The organism is Agrobacterium sp. CNPSo 3708, from assembly GCF_028674915.1.
GTDB lineage: Bacteria > Pseudomonadota > Alphaproteobacteria > Rhizobiales > Rhizobiaceae > Agrobacterium > Agrobacterium cavarae.
The window spans coordinates 21,235-36,131 of the sequence record NZ_JAQZSF010000012.1; the positions used below are offsets into that span (position 1 = coordinate 21,235).

Sequence of the window (14,897 nt, forward strand, 5' to 3'; positions counted from 1 at the left end):
GCAGAGCGGGGAATCATGCAGAGCGCTTCATCAGCCTTTCCAGACCGGGATACCGTGGCCTCGAAGATTTCGACGCTGAGCGCGGACGACGAGGCCTGGTTGAGACTTCTCTTAGAAAATCCAAAGCAGGACGAAGCGCTGCTGGAAGGCCTTCTCGTCTTTTTAGACAGGGAATCTCAGTCGCGCTTTCTCAATGCTCTGAAGCTGGAAAAATGCGGCAGATGGTTTGGTGACAATGCCCCTGCGCGCCTGCAGATCCGCCTTCACGAGGTCGCCAAGAGCAGCCAGCACCCCGCCTATAATGCGTTTAAAAGCGGGCTCGCCAAATCTGGCGGGCTTGAAAAAGCCTATCCCAAGTCACCTCTATAAGTCCGGTACCCGTTCCACGACAGCGATGATCGGGCCCATAGGGAAAAGACTATCGCGCCTGCCCGCTGCGGGAATATCGACGCTGGAGATCGTGCCATCCAGATAGAGAGCGTTGTCGGTCTTCAATCTGTCGCGGAACAGCGTGGCGAAATCATAGAAGCGCACCGGGTCTTCCGAGATGACGAAATGAACGATGCCGTCGGATGAGACGCCAACGCCGTTTCGGCGTTTGAAACTGTCGCTGTCGGCAAGGAAGCGCGGATGGAGTTTTCCATCGATGACGAGCATCGGGCCTGATTGCGTGGCAAGATCGGGTTTGAGATTGGCATTCAGGTAAGCGCTGGTTTCGCGCACGCCAGCTTTCCCGTCGGCAATGAAGAAAACGCCATTCGGCTGCATGTGGAAATTGCCCCAGCCCCCGGCAGAGCTGATCGGTGTCTTCTCGATCTTGTTGTCTATGTAGAGCCCGACTGGCGAGAGATCGCGGTGGTACATGCCGCCATTCATGGCGAAGACGATGAATTGATGCTGCCGCCACAGGGCCGACGACAATGCAGCAAAGCCGCCATAGGAGGCGCCCGTGACGTCGTCACGGCTAAAAAGCCGGATATCGGCTTTGCTCGGGTCAAAGCTGCAAACCGTATAAGCCGCGCCGGCGTGTTCCATTCTGAGACAGTAGGAAGGTAATTCACTACCGCGTGCTTGTGTTGCAAGAAGCAATGACAAAAAATATATTACAAAGCGGCGCATATTTTCCCTTGGCGGAAGTAAAGAATCATCGTTTCTATTGGGTGGGCGCCGGTGCGCCGCATAAGCAAGATTCAAAAGATCTGAGACGAGGCCACCTTCTTTCCAGACGGACTTTCCGCCTGAATTGAGGCCGCAGCACTACAATCAAACAAGAAAACACGTTCCGTTTTATGATGAAGCGGTTGTCGATTGCGGGCGATGATACGGCTCGAACACAGGATCAGGGGTTCAGACAGTGCCAGTCATTACATTTGCAAATACCAAAGGCGGAGCGGGAAAAACGACGGCTGCCGTCATCATTGCCAGCGAACTTGCCCGACTGGGACACCGCGTCACGTTGCTGGATGCGGATCCGCAACAGTGGACGTCCAGGTGGTACGGGCTGACGAAAGCCCAGAAAAACCTTTCCGTCATTTCGGACGTGAGCGATGATACCATCGAAGGCCATATCAAGGGCAGCAAGAAGCGCGGCGGTTATGTTATCGTCGATCTTCCCGGCGGGCGGTCACCACTCATGGCGAAGGCCATTGGCTTTGCCAACCACGTGCTTATTCCTGTCCAGGGCTGCGCCATGGATGCTGTGGGCGGCGCCGAAGTTCTCGGTCTTCTGAAGGACCTCGCCGAGCGTTGTAACATCCATATTCCGCATTCGGTCATTCTGACGCGCATCAGCCCAATCATCACCACCCGCTCCATGCAGGCTGTGAAGTCGTTGCTGGCGGAGAAGATGGTGCACGTGATGGGAACGCCTCTGGTAGAACGCGCTGCCTATCGCGATATGTTCGTGACCGGCGGTGCTCCGCATATGATGAATCCGGAGCGCGTCAGCAACCTGGACAAGGCGTGTGAGAATGCGCAGGCGCTTGCTCTCGAGGTCCTAAGTCTCGTGCCTGCAAAGACCGTTGCGGCCAAATCCGCCAAGGCTGCGGGTGCAAAGGCCGTCGCTTCGAAGCCGGCTAAGAAAGCGGCCTGAAGCAAGTCGCGCAAGAGTGCGAAGCGGTTTTGCGATAACGACATGCGACAATACAGGGATCGAAAGCGTGAGGAGCGAATCTGAAAGATCGCGACACGCTTGAAAAGCCAGTTTGGCACTTGTTGAAAACAGAAAAGCCGACGATTGCTCGTCGGCTTCATCATTTTCGTCAACCTATACGGCACGCGGCGGTGCCATGATCGTGTCAACGGCGCGCTGCGCGGTCCACGCTGCGTCCTGCATCCTGCGTTGCATCCACGGCATTCGCTGTGTCACGGCCGACGCCGCGAATTGTGTTGCCGCAAGAGCTAAGGCTAGCGACCGTAACGAGAATGGCAGCAACGGTTGCGAGTGCACGTGTCGTCATATTTCAAAACTCCCCTTGAGCCTGCACCTGCAGGCGTGATCCGTGACGCACGAAAAACGCTGCAAACTTGTTCAGGTTCCACGCGTTTTCAAAAAAACGTGAGGGCGCAACCTATTTCACCCACGATCTGCGCCGACCTGTGCGACATCGCGAAACGCATTGCGAATACTGTCTGCAACGGCCTGGATTGGACGGGACACTTTGTCGGTCATGATCAGGCGGATATCGAAACTGCCAAGCGGCGGCAGTCCCTCCTTCTCTCCAAGAATGACCATGTCGTTATGAACATAGGAGCGCGGAAGCGGCGCAATCGCCAGATCGGCTTCGATTGCCGCTCTTTGCGCCATCGTGTGACCGCTGAGATAGGCAACCCGATACGGACGATTGCGCTTGTCCAGCGCGTTGATCGCCTCTGAGCGCCAGATGCAGCCATCCTCCCAGATCGAGATCGGCAATGGATCGCGCAAATGCGCGGTGCCGCATTTCGCACCCGCCCAGACCAGCCGTTCCCGCATCAAGACTTCGCCGGTATCGCGTAGAGGATGGGAGGCGCAATTGACCAGCGCCAGATCAAGCCGCTGCTCATCGATGCGCTTGTAGAGTTGCGAACTGGAGTCGATCGTGACGTCCACCATGATTGCAGGAAAGGCTTCTGCGAAGCGCTTGAGGATTCCGGGCAGCAATCCGCGCTGACCGAGATCATCTGGCGCACCCAGCTTCACGACGCCGGACAGCTCCGGCATGACGAAGCGAGACACGGCCTCGTTCGACAGCGCGATCATTCGTCTGGCATAGGTCAGCAGGGTCTCGCCATGTGCGGTCAGCGTCACTGAACGTGCATCACGCAGGAAGAGCGTCGTCTTCAACTGCTCTTCGAGTTTCTTGATCTGCATGGACACTGCGGAGGGCGTTCGAAAAACCGCCTCGGCAGCCGTCGAAAAATTGCCCGTCTCGGCGATCGCGACGAAGGTGCGGAGGATATCGTTATCGAGCAAGGGAAGAGGCTGGCGAAATGAAACAGTCATGACCGTGTCCGTCAATTTTTCTGAATGATAGATCGATATCATTTCGTTTGATTGAATGTCAAGTGACGTCCATTCTTCCTCACATGCAGAAACGATCGCACCTGCAATCGGAATAAAGCAACACAAAATGTCATGGATGCCATCACTGTCATTCGATTGATTGATGATTTTGGCAAGCGCATAGGTGTCGTGTCGCATTCACGACAGACGCTGAAACAAAAAGGAAGGAGCGTTAAAAATGACTATGATAATCCCGCATGAGGAGACCGGTAGCTGGCTTCGGCTACGCCCGCCGTCCTGGATATCCCGCGTGGTCACCGCTGGATTCGAGCTTCGTGCTTCCTGGCAACGCAGACGCAACCTGCGCATTCTCGAGAGCCTGCCCGCAGACACATTGAAGGACATTGGATGGCCTGCCAACGACACCATCCGCAAGTGACCAAATGCTGCCGACGCTGCGTCGAGATAAATGAGTAAATGGCTCGCCAGGATATTCCGGCGGGCCATTTTTTTGCGCTGCGGAACAAACCACAGACAAGCCAGTTTCACTCGGTCACTTCATCAAGAGGAAACCCATGTCTAAGTTCGGCTCTAGCATTCAGCCCGGCGATTTCACGCGTCTGGGCGCCAATTTCGATGGCGACGGCGTAAATTTTGCAATCTTCAGCGCATGTGCACAACGGGTCGAACTTTGTCTTTTCGATGAGACGGGCAACACCGAAATCGAGCGCATCACTCTGCCTGAGTTTACCAACGAAATCTGGCACGGCTATGTTCCGGGATTGAAGCCCGGTGCCCTTTATGGATATCGCGTCCACGGCCCCTACGATCCGGAAAACGGCCACCGCTTCAACCCCAACAAGCTGCTGGTCGACCCTTACGCGCGCGAACTGGTGGGCGACATCCAATGGGGCCAGGAGCAGTTCGGCTACGACCTGAACAGCGAAGACAAGGATCTGTCCTATAACGAGGCCGACAGCGCCTCCAAGATGCCCAAGTGCCGCGTGATCGATCCCAAGGATTATGACTGGAGCGGCGACAAGCGTCCGAACATTCCGTGGTCAAAGACCATCTTCTACGAAACGCACGTCAAGGGATTCACCAAGCTTCACCCTGCCCTGCCCGAGGAGCTCAAGGGCACCTATGAAGGGCTCGGCCACAAGGATGTCGTTTCTTACATCAAAAGCCTCGGCATCACGTCGATCGAGCTTCTTCCGATCCACTACTTCCCCGACGATTCCCATCTGCTCGACAAGGGACTGAAGAACTTCTGGGGATACAACTCCCTTGCCTTCTTTGCACCGGCATCGCGTTACTACGGCCCGCGTGCCATGGCAGGCTTCCGTGATATGGTGCGGGCCTTCCACGATGGCGGCATCGAAGTCATTCTCGACGTGGTCTATAACCATACGGCAGAAGGCAATGAGCTTGGACCGACCCTCTCCTTCAAGGGGATCGACAACTTCTCCTATTACCGCACCCTGCCCGATCAGCCCCGTTATTACATTAACGACACGGGAACGGGAAACACCGTCAATACCTCTCACCCGCGCGTGCTGCAGATGGTGACGGACTCGCTGCGCTACTGGGCCGAAGATATGCATGTCGACGGCTTCCGCTTCGACCTTGGCACTATTCTGGGTCGCGAGCCGGAAGGGTTCGATCAGCGCAGCGGCTTCTTCGATGCTGTCGGCCAGGATCCGGTGCTGTCTCGCTTGAAGCTCGTGGGTGAGCCCTGGGACATCGGCCCTGGCGGTTATCAGGTCGGCGGCTTCCCGCCCGGCTGGGCGGAATGGAACGACAAGTACCGCGACACGGTGCGCGAATACTGGAAAGATGAGGATGGCACGGCCGGCGATTTTGCCGCGCGCGTTCTCGGTTCCGGCGACGTCTATGATCTTCGCGGCCGCAAGACCTGGGCAAGTGTAAACTTTATCACTGCGCATGACGGCTTCACACTGAACGACCTCGTTTCCTACAACGAGAAGCACAACGAGGCGAATGGCGAAGACAACAAGGACGGTCACAGCGACAATCGCAGCTTCAACTACGGCGTCGAAGGCCCGACGGATGACGAAGGCATCACCGCCGTTCGTGATCGCCAGAAGCGCAATTTTCTCGCAACCCTTCTGCTTTCTCACGGCACGCCAATGATTCTTGCCGGCGACGAGTTCGGCCGCAGCCAGATGGGCAACAATAACGGCTATTGCCAGGATAGCGATCTGAGCTGGGTGCACTGGGAAGGGCTGCCGGAAAGTGCCGAGACGTTGCGCGAGTTCACCCGCCGTCTGATCGAACTAAGGCAGACCCATTCCGTGCTTCGTCGCGACAGCTGGCATGACGGCACGCATGTTACCTGGCTGAACCCGGGCGGTGGAGAGCAGACGCCGGAACATTGGGCGGACGCGGGAAGCACATCGCTTGGCCTGAGGATGACCCGAGAAGGCGGCACGGAAGGCGACGAATGGAATGATGTCCTCATTCTCTTCAATCCGCATGAGGGCGATGTCGAGTTCAAGCTTCCCGAAGTCGAGCATGGCTGGACGACGGAGCTGACCACAGCCGACCCAACCGTGACCGGCAACCAGATTGCCAACGCGCAGAACTATACGATGGAAGCCCGCAGCCTGGTCTTGCTGCGCGCCGCGTAATCATCGATCACAGAGTCTGATTTCAGAATGAAAGCCGGAGTGACCCTCCGGCTTTTTCTATATGCGCGGAACCGGTCGTTCACCGACCGGCGCGGCACCTTCAAGGGTCAGCGTGCCGCGGCGCCGACGAGGCGCAAGCCGCGGCGCTTCTTCAACAGCTTCGCCTTGGCGGCGATAGCAGAGCGCACGGCGAAGAGAATGTCGTCGAAATGATAGGGCTTGCTGAAGAAGCGGGCATCTGCCGGAAGGTCCAAGCTTTCAGATGCATGTCCCCCGGAGGTGACGACGACTGCAATGTGATGTTGAGACTTGTCTAGTGTCTCGACGAGATCAAGGCCGGACAAACCGCCCGGCATGTCGATATCCGTCACCACGGCAGCGATCTGCTCGTTCTTGCCGATCACACCCACGGCTTCCAGCACATTGGATGCTTCCAAAACGCGGTAGCCCTTCTCTTCCAGGGCATCCACGAGGGCAAATCGAATGATTGGTTCGTCTTCGACAACCAATACCGTCACGCCAGCTTCCTGCATACGCAATACTCCGCTTTAAGCCTTGACCGCCAGACACAAGACTTGGCGGTTCACGTGCTGTGGCACCCGATGGGTGGCGGTGGCTTCGACGTCCGCCATTCCATCTTTTCAACAGAACGCGCAATTCGGCGACATTGATGAGAGCATGCGGGACAAAATTGAAAACAATATTAATAAAATGCAAAATATCTCGAAACGGCATGTCGCAAATTAGATATTGCCGTTTGTCAAGCCAGTCTCACGGATTGTTTTTTTGACGTGGACGAACCCGCGTCGTATTTCTCCTTCAGGCCGTCGCATTCAGAACATACAGATGATAGTTTCCAAGCAAGAAATTGCTTTTCCGCAAAATGGGGCATGGTCGTCATGAGCAAAACTCCCAAGAAACGTTCAATCGTATTTTTTATGGTTCCTCAGTTCACCATGCTTCCGTTTACGGCGGCGGTGGAAACGTTGCGTATCGCCAACCGTATGCTCGGTTACGACGCCTATGAATGGCGCCTTGCTTCCATTGACGGCCTCAAGGTGACCTCCTCCAGCGGTATTGCGCTCGAGGCAAACACCTCTCTTGCTGAAGAGCGCAAATGCATCGGCGGCGAGAACCGCCCAAGCATGGTGCTGGTCTGTTCCGGGATCGACATCGATCAATATGTGAACAAGTCGGTCAATGCCTGGCTGCGTGAAGTCAACAATCGCGGCATTGCTGTCGGTAGTCTCTGTACGGGCGCACATGTGCTTGCCCAGGCGGGACTGCTGAATGGCAAGCGCTGTGCGATCCACTGGGAAAATCTCCCAGGTTTTTCCGAGGCTTTTCCGCAAGTCGAAGTCTATGCCGATCTCTACGAAGTGGACGGCAATATTTATACCTGCGCCGGCGGAACGGCTTCGCTCGACATGATGCTGAACCTGATCGGTCAGGATTTCGGCGAAAACCTCGTGAACCGCGTGTGCGAGCAGCAGTTGACGGACCGCGTGCGCAATCCACACGATCGCCAACGCCTGCCGCTCCGCGCCCGTCTTGGCGTGCAGAACGACAAGGTTCTCTCGATCATCGAGCTGATGGAAAGCAACCTCTCTGAGCCTCTTTCGCTTCTCGATATTGCCGAAGGTGCCGATCTTTCCCGCAGGCAGGTGGAGCGATTGTTCCGCCAGGAAATGGGCCGATCACCCGCGCGCTACTATCTTGAGATCAGGCTGGACCGGGCGCGTCACCTTCTGGTACAATCGGCCATGCCGGTCGTGGAAGTCGCGGTCGCCTGTGGCTTCGTCTCGGCCTCGCACTTTTCCAAGTGTTATCGCGAAATCTATAACCGCACGCCGCAACAGGAGCGAGCAGAGCGCAAACTCGTGATCAGCGCATCGAGAATGCTGGCAGCCAGCCAGGGCAAGGCCGCACATTGAATTTGCCGTTAGCACGCGCCGCGCTACGTCAGTGCAGCGCGTTGTCGGTCGCTTCCAAAGAGTGAGACAGCCTAAATTCTCGGCCGCGTGTCGGGACTGGCAATCCGTTGAAAGACCAATGGTCGGGTCAACCTCGGCCATGATGCCTGAGTCCACGTAGATCTACATCGCCCCGAAAAAGAAAGGCCCGCCGAAGCGAGCCTTTGTTCGTTACTTCGAGAAGATATCGAGGCCGCTACCCCACGGGCCGTGTGGTTTGTCGACGCCATCGGTCCGCTCAAAACCATGCGCGCCGAAGAAGTCGCGCTGCGCCTGTATGAGGTTGGCTGTGCCACGACCACGGCGGTAGGCGTCGAAATAACCGAGTGCGGAGGCAAGAGCCGGAACAGGCAGGCCAGACAGGATGGCGTGCGAAACGACGTGGCGCAACGGTGCGTCGGTGTCCTGAACCATCTTGGAGAAGGCAGGCGTCACGATCAGGTTTGCCACATGCGGATCTTTGGTGAAGGCCGAGGTGATTTCATCCAGGAACTGCGAGCGGATGATGCAGCCAGCGCGCCAGATGCGGGCGATGGTGGGCATCGGCAGGTCCCAGTTGAACTCCTTGGAAGCCGCAGCCATCACGGCAAAGCCTTGCGCATAGGCGCCGATCTTTGCAGCAAGAAGTGCGTTTTCCAGATCGTCGATGAAGGCCTGCTTGTCGGCGGGTGCGGCAAGCGCCTTCGGAACGCCGAAGATCTTCTCAGCGGCTTCGCGCTCGTCCTTCTGCGACGAAAGAATACGGGCAGCGACGGCAGCTTCGATAGCCGTTGCCGCGACGCCCATGTTCTGGGCCTCGATGACGGACCACTTGCCAGTGCCCTTCTGACCTGCCTTGTCGAGGATCAGATCCACCATCGGCTTGCCGGTGACCGGATCGGCGGCGCGTAGCACCTTCTCGGTGATCTCGATCAGATAGGAATTCAGGCGGCCCTTGTTCCACGTGCCGAAGACATCGGCAATTTCGCCGGCGCTGAGCTTCAGACCATCGCGCAAGATGCCGTAGATTTCGGCGATCATCTGCATATCGGCATACTCGATGCCGTTATGGATGGTCTTGACGAAGTGTCCGGCGCCATCATTGCCTAGCCAGGCAACGCAAGGGTCGTTATCATATTTGGCCGAGATCGATGTCAGCACCTTTTCGACGCGCTTCCAGCTCTCTTCGGTGCCGCCGACCATGATGGACGGACCATGGCGAGCGCCCTCTTCACCACCGGAAACACCCATGCCAATGAAGGTCAGGCCGCTGTCTTTGAGAGTGTCGAAACGACGGATCGTGTCACGGAAATTGGCGTTGCCCGCATCGATCATGATGTCGCCGTTTTCCAGATAGGGCTTGAGAATTTCCATCTGCTGATCGACGGGATCGCCGGCCTTGATCATGATGATGATCGGGCGCGGCGGGCGGATGGCTGCAACGAAGTCTTCAATAGTTTCGCAAGGGATGATCTGTCCCTGCAATTCGCCGGCGTCGGCGTAAAATTTCTTCGTCGCTTCCGGGGTTCGGTTGAAAACGGCAATCTTGTTGCCTTTTTCCGCGATGTTGAGCGCCAGGTTCGAGCCCATGACGCCAAGACCGATCAAACCGATTTCTGCCTGTTCCACGGATGTGTCTCCATTTTGCATTTGATGGCGCCTGTTTTGGCACTCCAGCCTTCAAACGGCAAGGTGAGACCCAATTGAAACGGTTAAATTTTGATGACAGCGGTCACCTTTGGTGTCGCCGTCCCCAAAACCGTCACGCGGAAGGTTTGTCGTCACCATCCTCCAGCGCCCGCCAGGCGGAGCCGTCCATGTCCTCATACTGACCGCTTTTCAGCGACCAGAGGAACGCGGACAGACCGAGCCCGCCGAGAAGCAACGCGACGGGAATCAGGAACACCAACATGTTCATGCGATCTGCGCTCCAGTTGCCATCCCAATTTCGGCGGCCCGCTGCTCAAGCCTTCGTGTCGCTTTCCGTTCGAAGCCACTGAGGCGAAGCGCGTTGGTGACCACGATGATCGAGGACGTCGACATGGCAATGGCTGCAATCATGGGCGTGGCGAGACCTGCAAGCGCAATCGGAACAGCGATGACGTTATAGCCAATCGCCAGCGCAAAATTCTGCCGGATGAGCCGCCCTGCCCGTCGCGAAATATCGACAGCGAAGGCCACGGACCTTAGATCCTCTCGGACGAAGACGAAGTCTGCGGCCTGCCGGCCAATGTCAGCTGCCGATGCCGGAGCAATGGACACATGGGCTGCGGCCAGCGCCGGGGCGTCGTTGATCCCGTCGCCCACCATCAGCACCTTACGACCTTCGGCGGCAAGCTCCTCGCAGCGCCGCGCCTTGTCCGCCGGAGCGAAGCCGCCGTGCCAACGTTCGAGCCCGAGCTTGCCTGCCAACGCCTCTACGGCGGTTGGTCTGTCTCCGGAGACGATCTCTGCGCTGAACCCGAAACCCTGCAAGGTTTTGATCGTCTCGCACGTGCCGGGCCTCGTCTGATCCTCGAAGCGGAAGCACGCAACTTCTTCACCCTCCAGTGACAACACCACCTCCGACGCGGTTTCTGCATCACTTCGCGGCACCTCGGTCGGGCAGCAAAAGCGTCTGTTGCCGAGCCGGTAGATGCCTTTGTCTGTCTTCGCCTCCACGCCGCATCCGGGTGTCTCGCTGACAGCATCGAACACTGGGAGCGCGCCTCGAACCGAGCCGTAGAGCGCCTGGGAAAGAGGGTGACGAGAATTGGCGGCAAGGCCTGCGGCAAGCCGCAGGGCATCGTCCGGCACATCCGCCATACCGAGCAAGCGGGGCTCGCCGAGCGTCAATGTACCGGTCTTGTCGAAGAGCACGGTATCGGCCTCGGCAAGCCGCTCCATGGCCGAGCCATCCTTGATCATGACTCCATTCTTGAACAGTTCTCCCGCTGCAACAACCTGCACGACAGGAACAGCGAGGCCAAGGGCACACGGGCAGGTGATGATCAGAACGGCAATTGCAATCAGCATCGCCTGTTTCCAGTCGCCGCCAAATATGCCCCAGGCAACGAAGGATATGAGCGCCAGGAGGTGAACCACAGGCGAATAGTATTGCGCAGCGCGATCTGCCAGGCGCCGATAACGCGCCCTGCCCCCTTCGGCCGCTTCCATCAAGCCAATGATCTCCGCCAGGAAGGACTCACGCGCAAGCGCCGTTGCCCTGATGGTCAGTGGACCGGTGAGGTTCAGGGTACCCGCCTGAATACTCTCGCCTGGCTGGACAATGCGGGTGGCGCTCTCACCGTTGACGATGGACATGTCCAGGTCGCTGGTGCCCGCTATGGTCACGCCATCCACCGGCACCCTTTCGCCCGCTGCAATAAGGATGGTATCTTCCGGAACCAACTCGGCAATTGCCCGGTATTCGCGCTTTCCACCGTTGAGGAGAACCATAGCACCGCGCGGTGACAGTCTGGCAAGACCGGCAACGGCTGACCGGGCGCGGTCGCGCATGACGTGATCGAGCGTGCGGCCGATCAGCAGAAAGAACAGCAGCGAGACGGTCGCATCGAACCAGGCATGGCTGCCGCTATGCATCGTTTCCCAGACTGAGACGGCATAGGACAGCGTGATTGCAAGAGCGATCGGCACATCCATATTGGTCCGGCCGTGCTTCAGAGCGCGATAGGCAGACTGATAGAAGAACCGGCCACCATAGATCAGCGCAGGTGCCGCGATCAGGGCGGATATCCAGTGAAACATGTCGCGTGTGGAAGCATCCGCGCCGGACCAAACCGACACGGACAGCAGCATGATGTTTGCGGCTGCAAAACCCGTTAGACCGACGGCCCGGATCAACTGGTTCCTGAGTTCGTCGGAGGCTTCTTCGGCACTGGTAAAAAGATGGGTGTCGTATCCCGTCGAGGCGACTGCCCTGGCAAGGATGCCCGGATCGGTGCGGACGTCGGCGACTTCCTCCCGCCAAACGATGGAAACGCGTTTCGAGGACAGGTTGACGCGGGCGCGCTCCACCTCGGGCAGTCTTTTCAAACAGGTTTCGATCGTGGTGATGCAGGTGCCGCAATAGACGCCGGGCACCGAGAGATCGATCTGTCGTAACCCCTGCCCGAGATCGCGACTGGCGAGCATCATCTCCTCCGACGACGGCAAAGCCTTTCTCAATCCCGCATGGTCGAGAGCACTTTCGGTGCCTGGTGCGCAGCAGCTCATCTGACGCCCCCGGCAATATCGATGCGTTTGCCTTCATGAACGATGATCTTGCCATCCTTCACGGCGACAGCCTCGACGATCCAGTCTCCTGGCGCCAACTGGTGATGGGCCGCAAACCCATTCACCGATCGTTTGTCCAGAACCAGAGAGAAATCCTGTTTCTCTCCGACCGGGCGGCGGAAATTGAGCGTCACGGCGTCGGTCTCGACAGGCCCCTTGGTGGGGTGGGTCACCTCGTAAGCGATGGTATCGCCATCGAGTTTGAGCTTGCCGACGATGCCGCTTGCCGCACGCGCCTTGGCGGCTTCCGCCTTGCCGTTGAACTGTTGGCTGGCAACATAGGTGTTTTGCACCACAAGCCCGCTCCAACTCGAAACCGCGTTCCACGCCATGGTGACATTGACCGCAATCACCGTGCCGAAGAACAGCACCATGATGGTGAGCATGTGCCAGCCGGTGAAGATAAAGCCTGGCTTTTCCTGTCGCTCGATCGTCATTTCTTTACTCCCGGTCCATTGAAGACGGCCTTGTAGTGTGCGGTCTCTGAGTTTTCAGCGTCCGACGCGAGGAAGGTGAAATCGCTTGCTGTTTTGCTGGCACCGGCGGGCGTGGTGACGAAGAGCTTGAGGCTTGTGACTTCGTCCGGCTTGACCTTGATGTCGAAGCTTCGCGCAGGCTGATCGACCAGACCGTTGATCTTCATCACGGCGCCTGGCAACCCTTCCAGTGACAAGGTGATGGTGCGCGGCTGCGCGATCATGTTGAGAAGCCGGACGGTATATCCGTTGCGGATCGAGCCATCCGATTCCAGCACATATTGCGGATTGCGATCGTGAATGACGTTGACCGCAAGGCGCTCGCGGGTGGCCAGCGTCACCAGCATGACGACACCGACCAGACACCAGACTGTCATGTAAAAGATCGTACGTGGACGCAAAATGATCCGCCAATTGAAATGGCGTACGGCATTGACGAAGCTGCCATCTGGATTGCGGACCGCACTCGGCTGAATGTCATGCGCGCCATTGCCGGTCGCCAGGGCCATGTTTGCATCGTATTCCTGAAGCGTGGCATAGGCGATCAGGCCGCGCGACTTACCGACCTTGTCCATGACGCCATCGCAGGCATCGATGCAAAGGGCGCAGGTGATGCACTCCATCTGCTGCCCGTCGCGGATATCGATCCCCATCGGACAGACGGCAACACAGGCATTGCAGTCCACGCAGTCGCCCACCGGCTCACCTGCGGCAACCGCCTTTTTGGCGTGACGCGAGCGGGGTTCGCCGCGCCAGTCGTTATAGGTGACAACCAGCGAATGCTCGTCCAGCATCGCACCCTGGATGCGGGGCCAGGGGCACATATAGGTGCACACCTGCTCGCGCATCAGACCGCCAAAGACGTACGTCGTCGCCGTCAGGATCGCCACGGTGTAATAGGCGACCATCGGCGCCTCGCCCGTCATGAACTGCTTCAGCAGTGTCGGAGCATCGGCGAAGTAGAATATCCAGGCACCGCCCGTCATCACACCGATCGCCAGCCAGACGAGATGCTTGGAGACGCGCTTTCGCAGCTTGTCCAAGCTCCACGCAGCGGCCTCGAGCCTCATGCGCGCGTTTCGGTCGCCCTCGATGGCGCGCTCTACCACGAGGAAGAGATCGACCCACACCGTTTGAGGACAGGTATAGCCGCACCAGGCGCGGCCTATTGCTGACGTGATGAGGAAGAGGCCGAAACCTGCCATGACCAGAAGCCCGGCAACATAGTAGAATTCCTGCGGCCATATCTCGATGAAGAAGAAGTAGAAACGCCTGCTGGCAATATCGACGAGCACCGCCTGATCAGGCGCATAGGGACCACGGTCCCATCGGATCCAGGGCGTCAGATAATAGATGCCGAGCGTGATCAGCATCACGATCCATTTGAAACGACGAAACTGTCCCTCCGCCCGCTTCGGGAAGATCTTCTTGCGCGCCTCGTAAAGCGGCTTCCTGTTTTTCGCAGAATTGACCGGTTCGGCATTCAATCTCTCGACAGGCTCGGAGCCATTGCCGGGGTCGCGGGGGGTATAAAGGTTCATAATCGCAAGGTCCGTTTCTGTCCTTGCGTTTTGACATCTTGGGGGTCCATCATCCTTGACTTAGGTCAAGTCGGGACAATGTGGCGCAGGCGCTGTGAACGGAAGAAGAATGATGGCAACGATGATCTCACGGATCGTGCACATGACAATCGATCGGCCATGGCGGGAGGTCTATGCCCTCGCCTCAGATCCCAACAGGATGCCGCGCTGGGCGGCGGGTCTGGCAAGTGGATTGCGACAGGATGGTAAAGACTGGATCGCCTCGGGGCCGCTGGGAGACGTCTGCGTGCGCTTTGCTGACCCGAATGATTTTGGCGTCATCGACCACACGGTGACGCTGCCGGATGGGATGCAAGTCTACAATGCGCTTCGGGTGACACCGAATGGTGACGGGGCGGAAATCGCCTTTACCGTTTTACGACTGCCGGGCATGACGGAAGAGGATCACGACCGGGATGCCGCCGCCGTGTTGGCGGATCTGAAGACTTTGAAGGGCCTTCTGGAGCATCAATGAAAAG

At 57.8% G+C, this 14,897-nt stretch carries 15 protein-coding genes; 6 read left to right on the top strand and 9 right to left on the bottom strand.

Annotated features, from left to right (window positions below; all coding sequences use genetic code 11):
* The first annotated feature begins 15 nt into the window (after positions 1–15).
* Positions 16–369 carry a hypothetical protein gene (locus tag PVA19_RS21435; protein ID WP_062598976.1) on the top strand — a complete coding sequence of 118 codons (354 nt, stop codon included), beginning with the start codon at positions 16–18 and terminating at the stop codon, positions 367–369.
* Here PVA19_RS21435 and PVA19_RS21440 read toward each other — a convergent pair.
* Positions 364–1,119, bottom strand: coding sequence for a phosphodiester glycosidase family protein (locus PVA19_RS21440; RefSeq protein ID WP_274104119.1), 756 nt, complete (start codon positions 1,117–1,119; stop codon positions 364–366). The two genes, PVA19_RS21435 and PVA19_RS21440, sit on opposite strands and share 6 nt — an antisense overlap.
* Positions 1,120–1,354: 235 nt before the next feature.
* Between PVA19_RS21440 and PVA19_RS21445 the strand changes: the two genes are divergently transcribed.
* Entirely contained in the window at positions 1,355–2,092 is a 738-nt protein-coding gene (locus PVA19_RS21445; protein WP_274104120.1) for a ParA family protein, read from the top strand.
* Positions 2,093–2,297: 205 nt separating this feature from the next.
* Here PVA19_RS21445 and PVA19_RS21450 read toward each other — a convergent pair whose 3' ends face one another.
* Both PVA19_RS21450 and PVA19_RS21455 read right to left on the bottom strand, forming a co-directional pair.
* Positions 2,298–2,459, bottom strand: a complete 162-nt coding sequence (locus tag PVA19_RS21450) for an entericidin A/B family lipoprotein (protein ID WP_062425379.1) — start codon at positions 2,457–2,459, stop codon at positions 2,298–2,300.
* A 116-nt stretch (positions 2,460–2,575) separates the two neighbouring features.
* Positions 2,576–3,526, bottom strand: a complete 951-nt coding sequence (locus PVA19_RS21455; protein ID WP_186330186.1) for a LysR family transcriptional regulator — start codon at positions 3,524–3,526, stop codon at positions 2,576–2,578.
* 196 nt (positions 3,527–3,722) lie between these two features.
* Between PVA19_RS21455 and PVA19_RS21460 the strand changes: the two genes are divergently transcribed.
* A complete protein-coding gene (locus PVA19_RS21460; protein WP_274104121.1) occupies positions 3,723–3,923 on the top strand; it encodes a hypothetical protein in 201 nt (66 codons plus the stop codon).
* A gap of 136 nt (positions 3,924–4,059) precedes the next feature.
* Entirely contained in the window at positions 4,060–6,135 is a 2,076-nt protein-coding gene (gene glgX, locus PVA19_RS21465) for a glycogen debranching protein GlgX (protein ID WP_274104122.1), read from the top strand.
* Positions 6,136–6,242: 107 nt separating this feature from the next.
* On the opposite strand, the gene PVA19_RS21470 is transcribed toward glgX, so the two are convergent.
* Positions 6,243–6,653 carry a response regulator gene (locus PVA19_RS21470; protein ID WP_246666337.1) on the bottom strand — a complete coding sequence of 137 codons (411 nt, stop codon included), beginning with the start codon at positions 6,651–6,653 and terminating at the stop codon, positions 6,243–6,245.
* A gap of 381 nt (positions 6,654–7,034) precedes the next feature.
* Here PVA19_RS21470 and PVA19_RS21475 point away from each other — a divergent pair, with 381 nt between their 5' ends.
* Entirely contained in the window at positions 7,035–8,069 is a 1,035-nt protein-coding gene (locus PVA19_RS21475; RefSeq protein ID WP_062426109.1) for a GlxA family transcriptional regulator, read from the top strand.
* A gap of 210 nt (positions 8,070–8,279) precedes the next feature.
* Here the strand turns inward: PVA19_RS21475 and gndA are convergent, their stop codons facing one another.
* The 5 genes from gndA to ccoG form a co-directional block, all read right to left on the bottom strand.
* Positions 8,280–9,716 (bottom strand): NADP-dependent phosphogluconate dehydrogenase, encoded by a 1,437-nt coding sequence (gene gndA / locus PVA19_RS21480; protein ID WP_116493860.1) that lies wholly within the window; start codon positions 9,714–9,716, stop codon positions 8,280–8,282.
* A gap of 133 nt (positions 9,717–9,849) precedes the next feature.
* The gene (gene ccoS, locus PVA19_RS21485; protein ID WP_113227305.1) at positions 9,850–10,005 is read right to left on the bottom strand and encodes a cbb3-type cytochrome oxidase assembly protein CcoS; all 156 of its coding nucleotides are present in this window, start codon (positions 10,003–10,005) and stop codon (positions 9,850–9,852) included.
* A complete protein-coding gene (locus PVA19_RS21490) occupies positions 10,002–12,302 on the bottom strand; it encodes a cation-translocating P-type ATPase (RefSeq protein ID WP_274104123.1) in 2,301 nt (766 codons plus the stop codon). Before PVA19_RS21490 ends, ccoS begins: the two co-directional genes overlap by 4 nt.
* Positions 12,299–12,799: a FixH family protein gene (locus PVA19_RS21495; protein ID WP_274104124.1), complete on the bottom strand. Its 501-nt coding sequence runs from the start codon at positions 12,797–12,799 to the stop codon at positions 12,299–12,301. The genes PVA19_RS21490 and PVA19_RS21495 overlap by 4 nt, the downstream gene beginning before the upstream one ends.
* Entirely contained in the window at positions 12,796–14,379 is a 1,584-nt protein-coding gene (gene ccoG, locus PVA19_RS21500) for a cytochrome c oxidase accessory protein CcoG (protein WP_274104125.1), read from the bottom strand. Before ccoG ends, PVA19_RS21495 begins: the two co-directional genes overlap by 4 nt.
* A gap of 112 nt (positions 14,380–14,491) precedes the next feature.
* Here ccoG and PVA19_RS21505 point away from each other — a divergent pair, with 112 nt between their 5' ends.
* Positions 14,492–14,893, top strand: a complete 402-nt coding sequence (locus PVA19_RS21505) for an SRPBCC family protein (RefSeq protein ID WP_112952697.1) — start codon at positions 14,492–14,494, stop codon at positions 14,891–14,893.
* The last annotated feature ends 4 nt before the right edge of the window (positions 14,894–14,897 follow it).